Origin of the sequence: Pseudomonas sputi (genome assembly GCF_021603585.1) — a bacterium.
Classification (GTDB): Bacteria; Pseudomonadota; Gammaproteobacteria; order Pseudomonadales; family Pseudomonadaceae; genus Aquipseudomonas; species Aquipseudomonas sputi.
In genome coordinates, this window is record NZ_BQHI01000008.1 from 118,855 (window position 1) to 135,817 (window position 16,963).

Here is a 16,963-nt window from a genome sequence, read left to right on the forward strand (position 1 = left end):
GTCCCTCCAGCCAGAACGTCGCGTTGTGATCGATGGCCTTGAAATCGACGCGTTGCGGGGTGTCCTTGAGGGTTCGCTTTTCGACGGACGGTTTGACAAACAGGTAGGTCCCGGCGCGCTTTCGCAACGATGTGCGGCTTTCCACCGATCGGTACCCGGGATTTCTGGCATCGTCCAGAGCGGCAGTGCCCGGATAGTCGAGTTGAAAGGACACACCATCGCGCATGACCAGGGTGAAGGCGTGATTCATCTTCCAGCCGGCGGTCAGGATGCCTGCCCCTCTGTCACTTTTTCGATCCGTGCTTTCGATGACGGCGCCGTGTAACGAGAGCAGTCCGGCACCCGGTCCGAAAGCGATCGTGAAGTGGACGTCGTCGTAAGTGAGCACGGTGAATGCGTTTGTCTGCTGTGCCGTGACGGTATAGATCGCCCTGACTTCGGCAATGTCCTTGCTGTCGAAGTCGACATACAGCGTGCTGTGCGCCTTTTTGTCCGCCGCGCGGCTTTCAGGACGGTGTGATAGTTCTTGCTGGAGACGAAGTAATACGAGTGTGCACTGGGCGACGGAATGTTGACCGGGTTGTTGAGCGACAGCGGGGATGGCCTGGCCACGCCGACAGTGATGACGTTGACGTTCAGGGGGTGATCGGTCAGGGCTGTGATCTCGGCCGGCCAGTCTGGTTGCAAGTGGTAGCCATCCTGGGTGATGAATATCCACTTGTCGTTTTTCAGCAGGCGTTGGCCATCGACGTTCCGGTAGACCTCTTCGAGTACCAGTGTGCGTAGCGGTGAGCGAGGGTGGTCGTCACGCAACGACTCGATCACCAGAGCATTGGCACGGATGAACCAGCTCTGAACCGCTTCAAGTGTTACACCCAGATAAACCTTGCTTGGCTCACTGCCGTCCTCGGTGATGAGAATCTGGCGACTCAGAGGGTTGATCTGGTAAGTGTCGCTCCCGCTACCGCCATCGACACTGGCAAAGAGACCTCGTGCGTAAATGTGGTCATCGCCTGCACCGGCATTGACCTGGTCTTGCCCGTTGGCGGTAATGACGTCGGCCTGATCCGATCCCTTGACCTGGTTATAAGCGCCGGCCAGGGTTTCGACTTTTTCGATGGAGCTGAACGTGGAGTGCAGCACCGGTTCGACCGCCGGGTCCGCCGAGCGCAACCCGAGCCTGCCGGATTTCATGTCGATGTCGTAACCGAGGTAAGTCGGTGGATTCGGGATGTGATCCAGGTGCTTGTGAGTGCCTTGCAGCCATAGCAGGTCGGTACCGTCACCCCCTTGCAGATGACTCGGGCGGATTTCTGTGCCGGAAAGTGCATCGCTGGCGGACTGAAAAAGAAACGAGTCGTCTCTGTCACCACCACCGAGGTCTTTTTTGCCAGCGCCATAACTGAAGAAATTCGGTTTGTCGCGCACCCCCTGTACCGTGTCATTGCCACCGCCGAGGCTCCAGAAAACGCCTTTGGCGGGGTCGCTCTTCACGGTGGTAACGATAGCGTCAGAGACCGGCAGGCCGGCGCGTGCATCGTAATGGTCATCGGTCTCGACGATGACTGGCAGGTTCTCGGTGACGTAGGGTGTTTCACCCTTGGCTTCATCCCACTGGTATCGATGGATGCGCGTGGCTTGCAGCCTGACGTCGAACCGGCCGTTGACGATCGCGTCGACACTGTCCTTGAGTTCATTGTCGAGCCAGCGCAGGCTTTGGGTCTTCAAGGCCTTGGCATAGTTGCGGGTGGTTTTCGCGACCAGATAGCGCTCCATCACGGCCTTGTCCTGGTCCTGTCCGGTGAACGCGAACCAGCCGGCACGCCAGCGTTCGTTCACGGACAGTTCGATGTAATCGTCAATGTCGTCGACGACCCGGACGGCGCCATAGATTCTGGCGCCGACAATCATGATTGCCGCTGCTGCAATGCCCACCGGACCGGCCGCCTGAAAGCCTGCCAGCGCAGCGCAACCCAGCGCCAGGGACAGCGCGGCGCTGAATATACTCAGCCCTCCGGTCACGTAGAGGTCCTGAGCCTCTTTTCCCTGGGCCTTGGCAGCATCGTTGAAGGATTTGATGGCGGTGTAGATATCAAACGGCAGCGTCAGCACGCTGGCGATCAATCCCGCGCCCCGGCAGAGCCACTTGCCCATGCCGGTCCTGCCGAATTGTTCAAGGGTCGCCGAACCTTGTCGGATCATATGTTCGCCTGTTCGGGTCAGGGCATACTCGAATCCCAGTGAGGTTATTTCCGCAAGGCCGCCGCCGACATTGATCAGGACTTCCCCTGTATGGCCTTTCTTGAGGGCGTCAATGGCACCGGTGAACGCGCTGTACAGTCCGTAAGCCTGCAGTCCCACCCCCATGCCGGCCAGGCTTCGACTCTTGGCCTTGTCTACCCAGTTGGGTAAATGATCGGGCAGCGGCTCCTTGCGTATGTCCAGGCGCTGTGTGGCTTTGAGCAGGTTGTTGATCTTGTTCATGGACGGAGCGGATTCGCCCGTTGTCATCTCGCGCATCAGCGATGGGGCATCCGGTGAACGCTGTGTAACTATTTCATACAACAGCGGCGCAACTTTCTGGCCTTCTTGTGTATTGACTGACTTGATGCGCTGTTCAACTTCGGCCGGATCGAACGCCAACGCATCGATGAATGACTGATCGGGTTCGGAAAAGTAGGTATTGGCTGCGGTGATGGGCTGGCCATTGAGCCTTGCGCCCAAGGCCTGCAGTTCCTGGCGGCTGACGCTCATTTCGCCGATGCGCAGGGGGCCAAACAGGCTGTCTGTGTCGCGCAGGCTGGGTGTGCGGCGATCCGGGATGGAAGTTTCTGAATGACGGTTAGTTGATGAGTTGCTTATGTCTGAAATAACAATCGAAGTTGTAGGATAAGTTTCAGAAGTTGTTTCAAGAGGGATAGACAAGATCAATACTCTTCCATGAGGTGATGAGAGGATTAATCTGTCATGTAATGATTTTTTTGGTCAGGCTGATTGTTTTGCCAATTATATTTCCGGCGGTCGCTTCAATCGCGATGAGAGTCTTTTGTTTTGGCAGGTGTGGCGGTGACGTATTGGTTGAAACAGCAGCGTTTCAGTTGGCAAACAGGACTGATCGCCGCTTGCGGATTCGCCCCGAAGGGGAATCCGCGAAGCGTCGGATGCGGCTCAATAGGCGTATCGAAGCAGAGTGTGTGGCAGGTGTCGCAATACGAAGAAACCAAACAGAGCGACCAGCGCCGGCAAGACCAGCCACCAGACTTTCTGCGGCATCGCACCCAGAGGGGCGTCGCGTTGACTGAGCCACAGGCCCGCTGCGCACACACAGGCAGCGAGCATGGCGCCGGCCAGGACATCCGTTGGCCAGTGCGCGCCCAGATATACCCGCGACAGGGCAATTGCCAGCGCCGGTATACAGCCAAGCAACAACCAGGTCAGGCGCAGGCGCGGCGGCTGCCCGCGCCCGGCCAGCACGGCGAGTGTCAGGAACAGCGCGAACGACCCCGAAGCGTGACCGCTGGGCATGCTGTAACTGGTGAGTGGGTCAGTCAGCACTTCCGGGCGTACCCGGGCGAAAAACAGTTTGGTTCCGGTGTTGGCCAATGCCGTGACGAGCAGGGTGCCGCCGACGAAGATCGCGTGTCGCCACTGGCGGCATAGCAACAGCAGAGCGGTCAGCAGGCCGCTGAACAGCAGCATGTTGCGGAACTCACCGATCAGGGTGAACACCACTGCCACTTCATCCAGCGCCGGGCGCCGGTGTTCCTGCACCAGGGTCATGACGCCCTGATCGAGGGCGCTCAGGTACGGGAAGCCGATGAACAGGCCGATCAGGATCAACAGGCTCATGCTGCTGATCCAGACCGTCGCCCGGCGATGACGGCGCAGGCTGCTGTTGGCGCTCAGGCCGACCATCACCGCGATACTGCCGGCAACAATCCCGGCCTCGAGCCAAAAGCCTTCCGGCAACGGCAGACGGAACGCCGCCCCGGTGGCCCAGCCCGGCAGCAGATAGGCGAGGCTCCAGCCGGCCGCTGCCAGCAGGCTGACGGCCGCAAAGCGCGGGAAGGGCATGTCGCACATCCCCGCGACCATCGGCAACATTGGCCGCAACGGGCCGATAAAGCGCCCGACCAGCAGGCTGGCGATGCCGTAGCGTTGGAAGTAGGTTTCCGCGCCGGCCATCCATTCCGGGTGATGGCGCAACCCCGGCAAGCGCCGGATGTTCTGGTGGAAGTGGCGACCGAGGAAATACGAAATCACGTCGCCGAGAATCCCGCCGAGGAAACCCAGCAACAGGGTTTCGCTCAACGACAGCGCTCCGCTGCCGGCCAGCACCGCCACTGCAAACAGCAGCACCGTGCCAGGCACAATCAATCCGGCAATCGCCAGGCATTCCACACAGGCCACGACAAACACTGCAGCCGCCAGCCACTGCGGATTGGCGGCCAGCCACCCGGTCACGCTATCGAGCCATGGGCCCATACAAACCACTCCATTTCATTGATGTCCCTGAACGGCGAGCCGAAGGGGTGTGCATTCACAGCAGAAAATAATCGCGACCTTCGACCTGACCCCGGCGCAGCGGGTTCCGCGTGCACCATTGGGCATAGGCGGCATCGACGAAGCGATACATCAAGTGTTCGTCGCGGCCCTGGGGGATACCCAGGCGAGTGGTCTGAATCACATGGGGCGGCGCGGGGCCGGTGTCTTCCACCAGCAGGATTTCATGGTCGAAACGCTTGGCATCCCACACCGGCACTTTCAGTCCCAGCGCCTTGCACAGCAGCGTCTGCCCGGCACACAGTTTTTGCGACGGGCGCGGGCGGCCCTGAGCGTCGGGATTATTCAGCAGCATCTGCGCCAGGCTGGCCGGGCCGCTGATCTCGTCGACCCACGGATAGGCCGATTTGATCAACACCGCATTGCCCGGACCCTTCGCGCTGAAGTTCAGCGAATCGCCGCCCCGGGCGTAGTACATATAGATGTGGCCGCCATCCAGAAATAAAGCCTTACGCTTTTCCGTGTAGCCAAGGGACGCGTGACTGCCTTTCTCCTCGCAGTAATAGGCCTCGGTTTCGATGATTCGGGCGCTGAGCCACAAGTCACCGACCCGGTGGCGAATGACTTTGCCGAGCAGATCCTTGGCCAGCGTCTGGGCGTCACGGTCGAAAAAAGCATCCGCGAGGCCGACGGGCTGGCGCGCGAAGGTGGCACGAACGGTCAGGTTGGACATGGCAAACAGTGTCTATCCAGGCGGAGGAGGTCGTGATGATAACAATTCGAGGCTTAATCACGGCTGAACGTCGGCAAATCGTGGTCCATTTCGACCATCCGCCCGTCACCGCTGTTAGTCCCGGGACGCGACAGCTATAATCTGCCGCTTTCCTCTTTGCCAAGACCCCAGCAGACCATGACTGAGTCCGTTCTTGACTACATGACCCGATTGGGTCGCGCCGCCCGCGAAGCCTCCCGCGTCATCGGCCGTGCCAGCACCGCGCAGAAAAACCGCGCCCTGCTGGCTGCCGCCCATGCCCTGGACGCCGCCCGCGTCGAGCTTGCGGCAGCCAATGAACAGGATCTGGCCGCCGGTCGCGCCAACGGTCTGGAGCCGGCACTGCTGGAGCGGCTGGAACTCACCCCGGCGCGTATCGACGGCATGATCGTCGGCCTGCGTCAGGTCGCGGCGCTGCCGGATCCGGTGGGTGCGATCCGCGACATGAGCTTCCGTCCGTCGGGCATTCAGGTCGGCAAGATGCGCGTGCCGCTGGGCGTGATCGGGATCATCTACGAATCCCGTCCCAACGTGACCATCGACGCCGCGAGCCTGTGCCTGAAGTCCGGTAACGCGACCATCCTGCGTGGCGGTTCCGAAGCGATTCATTCCAACCGCGCGATTGCCGCCTGCATCCAGCGTGGTCTGGCCGAAGCCGAACTGCCGGCCGCCGTGGTGCAAGTGGTGGAAACCACCGACCGCGCCGCCGTTGGCGCGCTGATCGCCATGCCCGAGTACGTCGATGTGATCGTACCGCGCGGTGGTCGTGGCCTGATCGAGCGCATCAGCCGTGACGCCCGGGTACCGGTGATCAAGCACCTGGACGGCATCTGCCACGTTTATGTCAGCGAGCACGCCGACCTACCGAAAGCCGAGCGCATCGCCTTCAACGCCAAGACCTATCGCTATGGCATCTGCGGCGCGATGGAAACGTTGCTGGTCGATCAACGTGTCGCGAAGGAATTCCTGCCGTCGATGGCCAGACAGTTCCGCGAAAAAGGCGTCGAACTGCGTGGCTGCGAACGCACCCGGGCGATTATCGAAGCCGTCGCCGCGACCGAAGAAGACTGGAGCACCGAGTACCTGGCGCCGATTCTGTCGATCAGGGTGGTGGATGGCCTGGACCAGGCCATTGAGCACATCAACCGTTTCGGCTCCCATCACACCGACTCGATCGTCAGCGAAAACCTCGCCGACACCCGCCAGTTCGTGGCTCAGGTCGACTCGGCCTCGGTGATGATCAACACCCCGACGTGCTTTGCCGACGGATTCGAATACGGATTGGGTGCCGAGATCGGCATTTCTACTGATAAGCTGCACGCCCGTGGCCCGGTGGGCCTCGAAGGACTGACCTGCGAGAAGTACATCGTGGTCGGTGATGGTCAGTTGCGCGGCCAGGCGACGGTCTGACTTGTCCGACCTCGACCTGAAAGCGCCGAAATCCGGCAAGAAATCCCGTCCCCTGCGCATTGGCGTGCTGGGCGGGACGTTCGACCCGGTGCACGTCGGCCATCTACGTGGTGCGCTGGAAGTTGCCGAAGCGCTGGGGCTCGACGAGCTGCGCATGATGCCCAGCGCCCGGCCGCCGCACCGCGATACGCCGCAGGTGTCGGCGCAGGACCGGCTGGCAATGGTTGAATGTGCGGTGGCCGGTGTGCCGCCGCTGGTGGTGGACGCTCGCGAATTGCAGCGGGACAAACCGTCCTGGACCATCGATACCCTGGAGTCGCTGCGTGCCGAAATGGCCGCCGAGACCCAGGTTTTTCTGCTTCTGGGCTGGGACGCGTTTTGCGGCCTGCCCACTTGGCATCGCTGGGAAGAGTTGCTCCAGCATTGCCACATCCTGGTGCTACAGCGCCCGGACGCCGACAGCGAACCGCCGGATGCCTTGCGCAACCTGCTGGCAGCTCGTTCGGTGAGCGACCCGCTGGCCCTGAAGGGGCCGAGCGGACAGATTGCATTCGTCTGGCAGACACCGCTCGCGGTTTCCGCCACCCAGATCCGTCAACTGCTGGCCAGCGGTAAGTCGGTACGTTTCCTGGTGCCCGACGCGGTCCTGGCCTACATCGATGCGCACGGTCTGTACCGTGCGTCGAACTGAACAAGGCGTGCTTCACTGATACGAACCCACGTGTCGCCAAGCCGCCGAATATATGAGCAAAACGAGTTTTATATGACTGACAAAGACCAAACCAAAGTAAAGCGCAAAGGCACATTCAAGAGCGCCCCGCTGCCAGAACCGGTCAACACCAATGAACCGCTGAAGGGCGACGAACTGGTCAAGGTGGCCGTTGCCGCCCTGGAAGACGTCAAGGCCCAGGACATCCAGATCATTGATGTGCGCGACAAGCAGAGCATCACCGACTACATGATCATCGCCACCGGTACGTCCAACCGCCAGATCAACGCGATGCTGGACAAGGTTCGCGAAGAGGTCAAAAAGAACGGCGCCAAGCCGCTGGGCGAAGAAGGCAAGGGCGACAGCGACTGGGTCCTGCTGGACCTGGACCTGGTGATCGTGCACATGATGACCGCCTCGGCCCGTCAGTTCTACGACCTGGAGCGCCTGTGGGCCGGTGCCGAGCAAAGCCGTGCGGCGGACGCCAAGCACCACAGCCCGGAAAACACCCACGAGCATTTCACCAAGCTCAACAAAGACCAGCTGTAAGGGATTGCTGTGCGACTGCGCCTGATCGCCGTCGGTTCACGCATGCCCAAGTGGGTGGAAGAGGGCTGGCATGAATATGCCAAGCGTCTTCCGTCCGAGCTGGCGCTGGAACTGGTGGAAATTCCGCTCAATACCCGGGGCAAGAACGCCGACGTGGCCCGCTTCATCCGTCAGGAAGGCGAAGCCATGCTGGCCAAGGTCGGGCAGAACGAGCGGATCGTCACTCTCGAAGTTCATGGCAAGCCGTGGAGCACCGAGCAACTGGCGGTCGAACTCGATCGCTGGCGCCTGGACTCGCGCACGGTCAACTTCATGGTCGGTGGCCCGGAAGGGCTGGCGCCGGAAGTCTGTGCCCGCGCGGATCAGCGCTGGTCGTTGTCGCCGCTGACGCTGCCGCACCCGCTGGTGCGCATCCTCATCGGCGAACAGTTGTATCGTGCCTGGACCGTGCTGTCCGGTCACCCTTACCACAAGTAATCCGCCCTCATGTCTCAGCCGATCCGCATCAAGGACCACGAAAAAGACGCCCGTCTGGTGCGTGGTCGCGTCGTGTTCGGCGCAATTGCGGTGGTGGCGCTGATCTGCGTACTGATCGCACGGCTGTATTACCTGCAGGTGATTCAGTACGAGTACCACTCGACCCTGTCGGAAAACAATCGGGTTCACGTCCAGCCGATCCCGCCGACCCGTGGCCTGATTTTCGACCGCAATGGCGTGGTGGTGGCGGACAACCGTCCGAGCTTCAGCCTGAGCATGACCCGCGAGCGCTCCGGCGACTGGCAGCAGGTGCTCGACGTGATCGTCGAGGTGCTGGAGCTGACGCCGGAAGACCGGGTGATTTTCGAGAAGCGCATGCGCCAGGGGCGCCGGCCGTTCGAGCCGGTGCCAATCCTGTTCGAGCTGACCGAAGAGCAGATCGCCCGGATCGCGGTGAACCAGTTCCGTCTGCCGGGCGTCGAGGTGGTCGCGCAACTGGTGCGTCATTACCCGCAGGGCGCGCATTTTGCGCACTCGGTGGGTTACATGGGGCGGATCAACGAAAAAGAGCTGAAGACCCTCGATCCGGTGAACTACAGCGGCACTCACCACATCGGCAAGACCGGCATCGAGCGCTTTTACGAATCCGAGCTGCACGGCCAGGTAGGTTACGAAGAGGTCGAGACCAACGCCCGGGGCCGCGTCCTGCGCGTGCTCAAGCGTACCGATCCGGTGCCGGGCAAGGACATTGTCCTGAGCCTCGACATCAAATTGCAGGAAGCCGCCGAGGCTGCGCTGGGCGGCCGGCGTGGTGCGGTCGTGGCGCTCGATCCGAAAACCGGCGAAGTGCTGGCGATGGTCAGCCAGCCGAGCTTCGACCCGAACCTGTTCGTTACCGGCATCAGCTTCAAGGCTTACGCCGAACTGCGCGATTCGATCGACCGCCCACTGTTCAACCGCGTGCTGCGCGGCCTGTACCCGCCGGGTTCGACGATCAAGCCGGCGGTGGCCATTGCCGGTCTCGATGCGGGCGTGGTGACGGCATCGAGCCGGGTGTTCGACCCCGGCTACTACATGCTGCCCAACTACGATCACAAATACCGCAACTGGAACCGCACCGGGGACGGCTTTGTCGACCTCGACACGGCGATCATGCGGTCCAATGACACCTACTTCTATGACCTGGCGCACAAGCTGGGCATCGACCGGTTGTCGGCCTACATGAACAAGTTCGGTATCGGCCAGAAGGTCTCGCTGGACATGTTCGAAGAATCTCCCGGCCTGATGCCGTCCCGCGAGTGGAAACGCGCGACCCGCCGCCAGGCGTGGTTCCCCGGCGAAACCCTGATTCTCGGGATCGGCCAGGGCTACATGCAATCGACCCCGCTGCAACTGGCCCAGGCCACGGCGCTGGTGGCCAACAAGGGCGTGTGGAACCGCCCGCACCTGGCCAGGACCATCGAGGGCGAAAAACCCAAGGATGAAAACCCGATGCCGGACATCATCCTTCGCGATCCGTCGGACTGGAACAAGGTCAACCACGGCATGCAGCAGGTGATGCACGGTGCCCGAGGCACTGCGCGCAAGGCTGCGATCGGCGCGCAATACCGGATCGCCGGCAAGTCGGGTACGGCGCAGGTTGTGGCGATCAAGCAAGGCGAGAAGTACGACCGCTCCAAGGTTCAGGAACGCCACCGCGACCACGCCTTGTTCGTCGGCTTTGCTCCGGCGGATGACCCGAAAATCGTGGTGTCGGTGATGGTCGAGAACGGTGAGTCCGGTTCCGGCGTTGCGGCGCCGGTGGTGCGCCAGGTCATGGATGCCTGGCTGCTGGATCAGGACGGACGGTTGAAGGCCGAATACGCCAGCCCTATCAGTGCGGAGGCTACGGCCCGTGATGAATAATTTCGATCGCATGCTCTCCAGCGAGGATGTGATGCGTCGCCGGGCGACGCTGCTGCAACGTTTGCATATCGACGGCCCGTTGCTGGTGCTGCTGTTGATCCTGGCTGCCGGCAGCCTGTTCGTACTGTATTCGGCCAGCGGCAAGAGCTGGGATCTGCTGGCCAAACAGGCCACGTCGTTCGGCATCGGTCTGGTGTCGATGATCATCATTGCCCAGTTCGAGCCGCGGTTCATGGCGCGCTGGGTGCCGCTCGGGTATGTGATCGGGGTGCTGCTGCTGCTGGTGGTGGACATCATGGGCCACAACGCCATGGGCGCGACCCGCTGGATCAACATCCCCGGGGTGATCCGCTTTCAGCCCTCGGAATTCATGAAGATCCTGATGCCGGCGACCATCGCCTGGTACCTGTCCAAGCGCACGCTGCCGCCGCAGCTCAAGCATGTGGGCATCAGCCTGCTGTTGATCGGTGTGCCATTCATTCTGATCGTGCGCCAGCCTGACCTCGGCACTTCGCTGCTGATTCTGGCCGGCGGCGCCTTCGTGTTGTTCATGGGCGGGCTGCGCTGGCGCTGGATTCTCAGCGTGCTGGCGGCGGCTGTGCCAGTGTCGGTGGCGATGTGGTTTTTCGTCATGCATGACTACCAGAAGCAGCGGGTATTGACCTTCCTCGACCCGGAAAGCGATCCGCTGGGCACCGGCTGGAACATCATTCAGTCGAAAGCCGCCATCGGTTCCGGCGGCGTGTTCGGCAAGGGCTGGCTGTTGGGCACCCAGTCGCACCTGGACTTCCTGCCGGAAAGCCACACCGACTTCATCATCGCCGTGCTGGGCGAAGAGTTCGGGCTGGTGGGCATCTGCGCGCTGTTGCTGATCTATCTGTTGCTGATCGGCCGTGGTCTGGTGATTACCGCCCAGGCCCAGACGCTGTTCGGTAAATTGCTCGCTGGCGCCCTGACCATGACGTTTTTTGTTTACGTTTTCGTCAACATCGGTATGGTCAGTGGCCTGTTGCCGGTGGTGGGGGTGCCGTTGCCGTTCATTAGCTACGGCGGAACTTCGCTGGTGACGCTGCTGTCAGCGTTTGGGGTTTTGATGTCGATCCATACCCATCGCAAGTGGATCGCACAGGTTTGAATAAGGTGAAGAGTTCAATGCAAGTAATGCGTGACTGGGCGACACGATACGCACCGTGGCTCGGCCTGGTAGGCATCCTTGGCAGCGCGCAGGAAGCGTTGGCCGGCGATTACGAAGGCTCGCCCCAGGTGGCCGAATTCGTCGGTGAAATGACCCGCGACTACGGTTTCGCCGGCGAACAGCTGATGGCCGTGTTCCGCGAGGCTCAGCGCAAACAGGCGATTCTCGACGCCATTTCCAAACCCGCCGAGCGGGTCAAACAGTGGAAAGAATACCGGCCGATGTTCATTACTGACGCGCGCATCGCCCGCGGTGTGGACTTCTGGCGTCAGCACGAGGCCACCCTGGCTCGCGCCGAGCAGGAATACGGCGTTCCGGCCCAGGTGATCGTGTCGATCATTGGCGTTGAGACCTTTTTCGGACGCAATACCGGCAATTACCGGGTGATCGATGCCTTGTCCACGCTGGGTTTCGACTATCCTCCCCGTGCCGAATTTTTCCGCAAGGAACTGCGTGAGTTCCTGCTGTTGGCGCGCGAAGAGCAGGTCGACCCGCTGACCCTCAAGGGGTCCTACGCCGGGGCGATGGGTTTGCCGCAGTTCATGCCGAGCAGCTTTCGCGCCTACGCGGTGGATTTCGACGGCGACGGCCACATCAATATCTGGAACAACCCGGATGATGCGATCGGCAGCGTCGCCAGCTATTTCAAGCGTCACGGCTGGGTTGCCGGCGAGCCGGTGGTCAGTCGCGCGGATGTCCGTGGCGAGCAGGTGGATGAAGGTCTGACCACCGGCATCGAACCGACGAAAACCGTCGGGGAGTTGCGAGCGCTGGGCTGGTCGAGTCATGATGCGCTGCGCGATGACATGCCGGTCACCGCATTCCGCCTGGAAGGCGACAACGGCCCGGAATACTGGATGGGCCTGAAGAATTTCTACGCGATCACGCGTTATAACCGCAGCGTGATGTACGCCATGGCCGTACATCAACTGTCTGAACAGCTGGTACAAGCACGGGGCGTCAAGTAATGCGGGCATTGCCTATCAATAAACCCCTGAAGCTGGTGGCCTTTGCTGCATTGGCGGTACTGGTCGCCAGTTGTTCGACCAGTCGTTCGCCAAGTCAGAAGCCGACCACCGCCGTACGTTCGCAGCCGGGCCTGGACATCAACCGGGCCCACAAGGACGGCGCGCCGTGGTGGGATGTCGATGTATCGCGTATCCCGGATGCCACGCCGACCCTGCACACCGGCCCGTACAAGGCCAACCCGTACACTGTGCTGGGCAAGACCTACTTCCCGCTGCAGGAGTCCAAGACTTACGTGGCCTCTGGCACCGCGTCCTGGTACGGCACCAAGTTCCACGGTCAGAACACCGCCAACGGCGAGGTCTACGACCTGTACGGCATGAGTGCCGCCCACAAGACATTACCGCTGCCGAGTTATGTTCGGGTGACCAATCTGGACAACAACAAGAGCGTGATCCTGCGGGTCAATGACCGCGGGCCGTTCTACTCGGACCGGATCATCGACCTGTCCTACGCCGCCGCGAAAAAACTCGGTTATGCCGAAATCGGCACCGCGCGGGTCAAGGTCGAAGGCATCGACCCGCAGCAATGGTGGGCCGCCAAGGGCCGTCCGGCGCCTTTGATGCTCAACGAGCCACAAGTCGCGCAGAATAACGCCCCGGTGATCACGGCCTCGGCCGGTACCGTCGAGCAATGGACCCCGCCGCCGCAGCAGCACGCCGCGGCTGTCGTGCCGGTTCAGCTCGATGCAAAAAAAAACGCTTCTGCACCAGCGTCTGGCCAGTATCTGCAGGTGGGCGCGTTCGCCAACCCGGACGCTGCAGAACTCCTGAGGGCGAAGCTCAGCGGGATGGTGAGCGCTCCGGTGTTCATCAGCTCGATCGTGCGCAATCAGCAGACCCTGCACCGGGTTCGCCTGGGACCGATCGGTTCGCCGGGTGAAATTGCCCAGGTGCAGAACAGCGTGCGCCTGGCCAACCTGGGTTCGCCAAGTGTAGTCACCGAATAAACGTAGGACTTGATTGACGGTTCACCAGCAATTGGGGGGTGAACCAGGTTGTTGGCTCGTCGAAGAACAAAAGCCCGGCAAGGGTGACTGGAGTGAGCAACTGAACACGCGATGGCCCGTTAGAAAGCCATCTGATTAATTTTGCCCGCAAGGGCAAGTTTCCATTAGCGATTTCGAGAGACGGATGAACATCACCACCTTTGCCAAACGCCTGTGTCTGCTAGTCCCGCTGCTCCTCTCGCCTGCCGCTTTCGCGGCCGAGATGATGCCGTCGCCACCACAACTGGCCGCCAAATCCTATGTGCTCATGGATGCCAACAGCGGCAACGTGCTGGTGGAGAACAACGGTGACCAGCGTCTGCCACCGGCCAGCCTGACCAAACTGATGACCGCGTACATTGCCACGCTGGAAATCCGTCGCGGCCAGATCGGTGAGAACGACCTGGTGACCGTCAGCGAAAACGCCTGGCGCACCGGCGGTTCGCGGATGTTCATCAAGGTCGGCTCGCAGGTCACGGTCAGCGACCTGCTGCACGGCATCATCATTCAGTCCGGTAACGACGCCAGCGTCGCGGTGGCTGAACACATCGCCGGCAGCGAAGACGCCTTCGCCGACCTGATGAACAAGACCGTCGCCGATCTGGGCATGACCAATACCCACTTCATGAACCCGACCGGTCTGCCGAACCCTGAGCACTACTCGTCGGCTCACGACATGGCGATCCTGGCTCGCGCGATCATCCACGAAGACCCGGCTCACTACGCGATCTACTCGCAGAAAGAGTTCTTCTGGAACGGCATCAAACAGCCTAACCGCAACCTGCTGCTGTGGCGCGACAAGACCGTCGACGGTCTGAAGACCGGCCACACCGACGAAGCCGGCTACTGCATGGTGTCCTCGGCCGTACGTGATGGCATGCGCCTGATCGCCGTGGTGTTCGGCACCAACAGCGAAGTGGCCCGTGCCGCCGAGACCCAGAAGCTGCTGACCTACGGTTTCCGCTTCTTCGAAACCCAGACCTTCTACCAGAAGGGCACCGAACTGGCTCAGGCTCCGGTGTGGAAAGGCACGACCAGCCAGGTCAAGGCCGGTCTGGCTCAGGATCTGACCATGACCCTGCCGAAAGGCCAGCTGAAGAAGCTCGCTGCCAGCATGACCATGAACCCGCAACTGACCGCGCCAATCGCCAAGGGCGACGTGATCGGTAAAGTCGAAGTGAAACTGGACGACAAAGTGGTGCACAGCGCCGACCTGATCGCCCTGGACGCTGTCGAGGAGGGTGGTATCTTCCGCCGCATGTGGGATAGCATCCGTCTATTCTTCTACGGCTTGTTCAACTGATTTGAGTTGACCTGCATGGCCCCGTTCCGATCCGGAGCGGGGCCTTGTTCGTTACCGGGCTTACGCTTACGAGGCCGTTACGCCATGACCGATACCGAAGTAAAGGCGCCAAAGATCGAATTCCCCCAGGTTGATTATCCGGTTAAGGTGATCAGCGATACGGGCGTCGGCAACAAAGACAAGATCATCGACATCGTCAAGAAACACGCCAGAATCAACGATGAGCGTGTCGACGAGCGTCAAAGCAGCAACGGCAAGTACACCACCATCCAGTTGCACATCGTCGCGACCGACCAGGATCAGCTGTACAACATCAACAGCGAACTGCGGGCCACCGGTTTCGTGCACATGGTGCTGTGATGCCGGGCACGCTGGGCTTTCGCGAGCTTGGCCAGATGGCTTATGAGCCGGTCTGGCAGGCCATGCAGCGTTTTACCAACGAGCGTGGCACCACGGCCCCGGACGAAATCTGGCTGGTGGAACACCCGCCGGTGTTCACCCAGGGCCAGGCCGGCAAGGCCGAGCACCTGTTGCTGCCGGGGGATATTCCGGTGGTGCAGGTCGACCGCGGCGGTCAGGTGACCTACCATGGCCCCGGCCAACTGGTGGCATACCTGCTGCTGGATGTGCGCCGACTGGGTTTCGGCGTGCGCGATCTGGTCAGCCGCATGGAGCGCTGCCTGATCGAACTGCTGGCCAGCTACGGCGTGACCGCCGTCGCCAAGCCGGATGCTCCCGGCGTCTACGTCGACGGAGCGAAGATCGCTTCTCTGGGTTTGCGGATTCGCCACGGTTGTTCCTTTCATGGCCTGGCCCTGAACGTGGACATGAACCTGGAACCGTTTCGACGGATTAATCCCTGCGGCTATGCCGGGCTGGCAATGACCCAGCTGAGTGAGCACGCAGGATCGATTGAATTTGCCGAGGTAAGTGCCCGGCTGCGCGCGCAGCTCGTCAAACACCTCGACTATGCTGAGCAGACGACCCTGACGGGCGGAATCGACTGATATGACTACTGATGCAGTGCAAACCATGATCCCGACGCTCGACGTGACCGAGCGCCCGGCCCCGCGTCCCAAGGTTGAAGCCGGCGTCAAGCTGCGCGGCGCCGAGAAGGTTGCACGCATCCCGGTGAAGATCATTCCGACCACCGAACTGCCGAAGAAACCCGACTGGATCCGCGTGCGCATTCCGGTTTCTCCGGAGGTCGACCGCATCAAGAGCCTGCTGCGCAAGCACAAGCTGCACAGCGTCTGCGAAGAGGCGTCCTGCCCGAACCTGGGCGAATGCTTCTCCGGCGGCACCGCGACTTTCATGATCATGGGTGACATCTGCACCCGTCGTTGCCCGTTCTGCGACGTTGGCCATGGTCGTCCGAAACCACTGGACGTCAACGAGCCGGAAAGCCTGGCTATCGCGATCGCCGACCTGAAACTCAAGTACGTGGTGATCACCTCGGTTGACCGCGACGACCTGCGTGACGGCGGTGCCCAGCACTTTGCCGACTGCATCCGCGAAATCCGCAAACTGTCGCCGAACGTGCAGCTCGAGACCCTGGTCCCGGACTACCGTGGCCGCATGGACATTGCCCTGGAAATCACCGCGGCCGAGCCGCCGGATGTCTTCAACCACAACCTGGAAACCGTACCGCGCCTGTACAAGGCTGCGCGTCCGGGTTCGGACTACCAGTGGTCGCTGACCCTGCTGCAACGCTTCAAGCAGATGATGCCGCACATTCCGACCAAATCCGGCCTGATGCTGGGTCTGGGCGAAACCGACGACGAAGTCATCGAAGTCATGAAGCGCATGCGCGAACACGACATCGATATGCTCACCCTGGGCCAGTACCTGCAACCGTCTCGCAGCCACTTGCCGGTGCAGCGTTTCGTGCACCCGGATACCTTCGCCTGGTTCGCCGAGGAAGGTTACAAGATGGGCTTCAAGAACGTCGCGTCGGGCCCGTTGGTGCGTTCTTCGTACCATGCCGACGAGCAGGCGAAACTGGTCAAGGCCGAGCTGCTCGGTTCCTGATTCGGCGCTGAATGAGAAAATGCCCGCCGGGGTTTATCGCCCGGCGGGCATTTTTTTGCCCGGCCTACGCTCTTTACTGAATTTTCCTGCAACCT

General features: G+C 61.3%; 15 protein-coding genes. 12 read left to right on the top strand and 3 right to left on the bottom strand.

Translation table 11 applies throughout. The features are described 5' to 3' along the window. Positions 1 to 264: 264 nt before the first annotated feature. The 3 genes from L6D81_RS14090 to L6D81_RS14100 all read right to left on the bottom strand — a co-directional run bounded on the left by L6D81_RS14090 (position 265) and on the right by L6D81_RS14100 (position 5,236). The gene (locus L6D81_RS14090) at positions 265 to 2,925 is read right to left on the bottom strand and encodes a hypothetical protein (protein ID WP_236180246.1); all 2,661 of its coding nucleotides are present in this window, start codon (positions 2,923 to 2,925) and stop codon (positions 265 to 267) included. A gap of 243 nt (positions 2,926 to 3,168) precedes the next feature. Continuing rightward, positions 3,169 to 4,485, bottom strand: coding sequence for a bifunctional DedA family/phosphatase PAP2 family protein (locus L6D81_RS14095; RefSeq protein WP_236180248.1), 1,317 nt, complete (start codon positions 4,483 to 4,485; stop codon positions 3,169 to 3,171). Positions 4,486 to 4,540: 55 nt separating this feature from the next. Further along, the gene (locus L6D81_RS14100; protein ID WP_236180250.1) at positions 4,541 to 5,236 is read right to left on the bottom strand and encodes a DNA-3-methyladenine glycosylase; all 696 of its coding nucleotides are present in this window, start codon (positions 5,234 to 5,236) and stop codon (positions 4,541 to 4,543) included. 177 nt (positions 5,237 to 5,413) lie between these two features. Between L6D81_RS14100 and L6D81_RS14105 the strand changes: the two genes are divergently transcribed. The 12 genes from L6D81_RS14105 to lipA all read left to right on the top strand — a co-directional run bounded on the left by L6D81_RS14105 (position 5,414) and on the right by lipA (position 16,868). After that, complete coding sequence (locus L6D81_RS14105) at positions 5,414 to 6,685, top strand: glutamate-5-semialdehyde dehydrogenase (RefSeq protein ID WP_236180252.1); 1,272 nt, start codon at positions 5,414 to 5,416, stop codon at positions 6,683 to 6,685. Continuing rightward, a complete protein-coding gene (gene nadD, locus L6D81_RS14110) occupies positions 6,654 to 7,376 on the top strand; it encodes a nicotinate-nucleotide adenylyltransferase (RefSeq protein WP_236180255.1) in 723 nt (240 codons plus the stop codon). Before L6D81_RS14105 ends, nadD begins: the two co-directional genes overlap by 32 nt. Before the next feature lie 72 nt (positions 7,377 to 7,448). Next, on the top strand, positions 7,449 to 7,943 hold the full coding sequence (gene rsfS, locus L6D81_RS14115; RefSeq protein ID WP_007958654.1) for a ribosome silencing factor: 495 nt from the start codon (positions 7,449 to 7,451) through the stop codon (positions 7,941 to 7,943). A gap of 9 nt (positions 7,944 to 7,952) precedes the next feature. Further along, positions 7,953 to 8,420, top strand: coding sequence for a 23S rRNA (pseudouridine(1915)-N(3))-methyltransferase RlmH (gene rlmH, locus L6D81_RS14120; protein WP_009051038.1), 468 nt, complete (start codon positions 7,953 to 7,955; stop codon positions 8,418 to 8,420). A gap of 9 nt (positions 8,421 to 8,429) precedes the next feature. Further along, positions 8,430 to 10,325, top strand: a complete 1,896-nt coding sequence (gene mrdA / locus L6D81_RS14125) for a penicillin-binding protein 2 (protein WP_236180257.1) — start codon at positions 8,430 to 8,432, stop codon at positions 10,323 to 10,325. A gap of 31 nt (positions 10,326 to 10,356) precedes the next feature. Further along, positions 10,357 to 11,460: a rod shape-determining protein RodA gene (rodA, locus tag L6D81_RS14130; RefSeq protein ID WP_236180419.1), complete on the top strand. Its 1,104-nt coding sequence runs from the start codon at positions 10,357 to 10,359 to the stop codon at positions 11,458 to 11,460. 17 nt (positions 11,461 to 11,477) lie between these two features. Next, entirely contained in the window at positions 11,478 to 12,488 is a 1,011-nt protein-coding gene (gene mltB, locus L6D81_RS14135) for a lytic murein transglycosylase B (RefSeq protein ID WP_007958658.1), read from the top strand. Next, entirely contained in the window at positions 12,488 to 13,495 is a 1,008-nt protein-coding gene (locus L6D81_RS14140) for a septal ring lytic transglycosylase RlpA family protein (protein WP_236180259.1), read from the top strand. Before mltB ends, L6D81_RS14140 begins: the two co-directional genes overlap by 1 nt. 184 nt (positions 13,496 to 13,679) lie before the next feature. Continuing rightward, entirely contained in the window at positions 13,680 to 14,837 is a 1,158-nt protein-coding gene (locus L6D81_RS14145; RefSeq protein ID WP_236180260.1) for a D-alanyl-D-alanine carboxypeptidase family protein, read from the top strand. Positions 14,838 to 14,921: 84 nt separating this feature from the next. Further along, positions 14,922 to 15,197, top strand: a complete 276-nt coding sequence (locus L6D81_RS14150; protein WP_011336094.1) for a DUF493 domain-containing protein — start codon at positions 14,922 to 14,924, stop codon at positions 15,195 to 15,197. Beyond that, the gene (lipB, locus tag L6D81_RS14155; protein ID WP_039771855.1) at positions 15,197 to 15,844 is read left to right on the top strand and encodes a lipoyl(octanoyl) transferase LipB; all 648 of its coding nucleotides are present in this window, start codon (positions 15,197 to 15,199) and stop codon (positions 15,842 to 15,844) included. Before L6D81_RS14150 ends, lipB begins: the two co-directional genes overlap by 1 nt. Positions 15,845 to 15,869: 25 nt before the next feature. Further along, positions 15,870 to 16,868: a lipoyl synthase gene (gene lipA, locus L6D81_RS14160; protein WP_162130488.1), complete on the top strand. Its 999-nt coding sequence runs from the start codon at positions 15,870 to 15,872 to the stop codon at positions 16,866 to 16,868. Positions 16,869 to 16,963 lie beyond the last annotated feature (95 nt).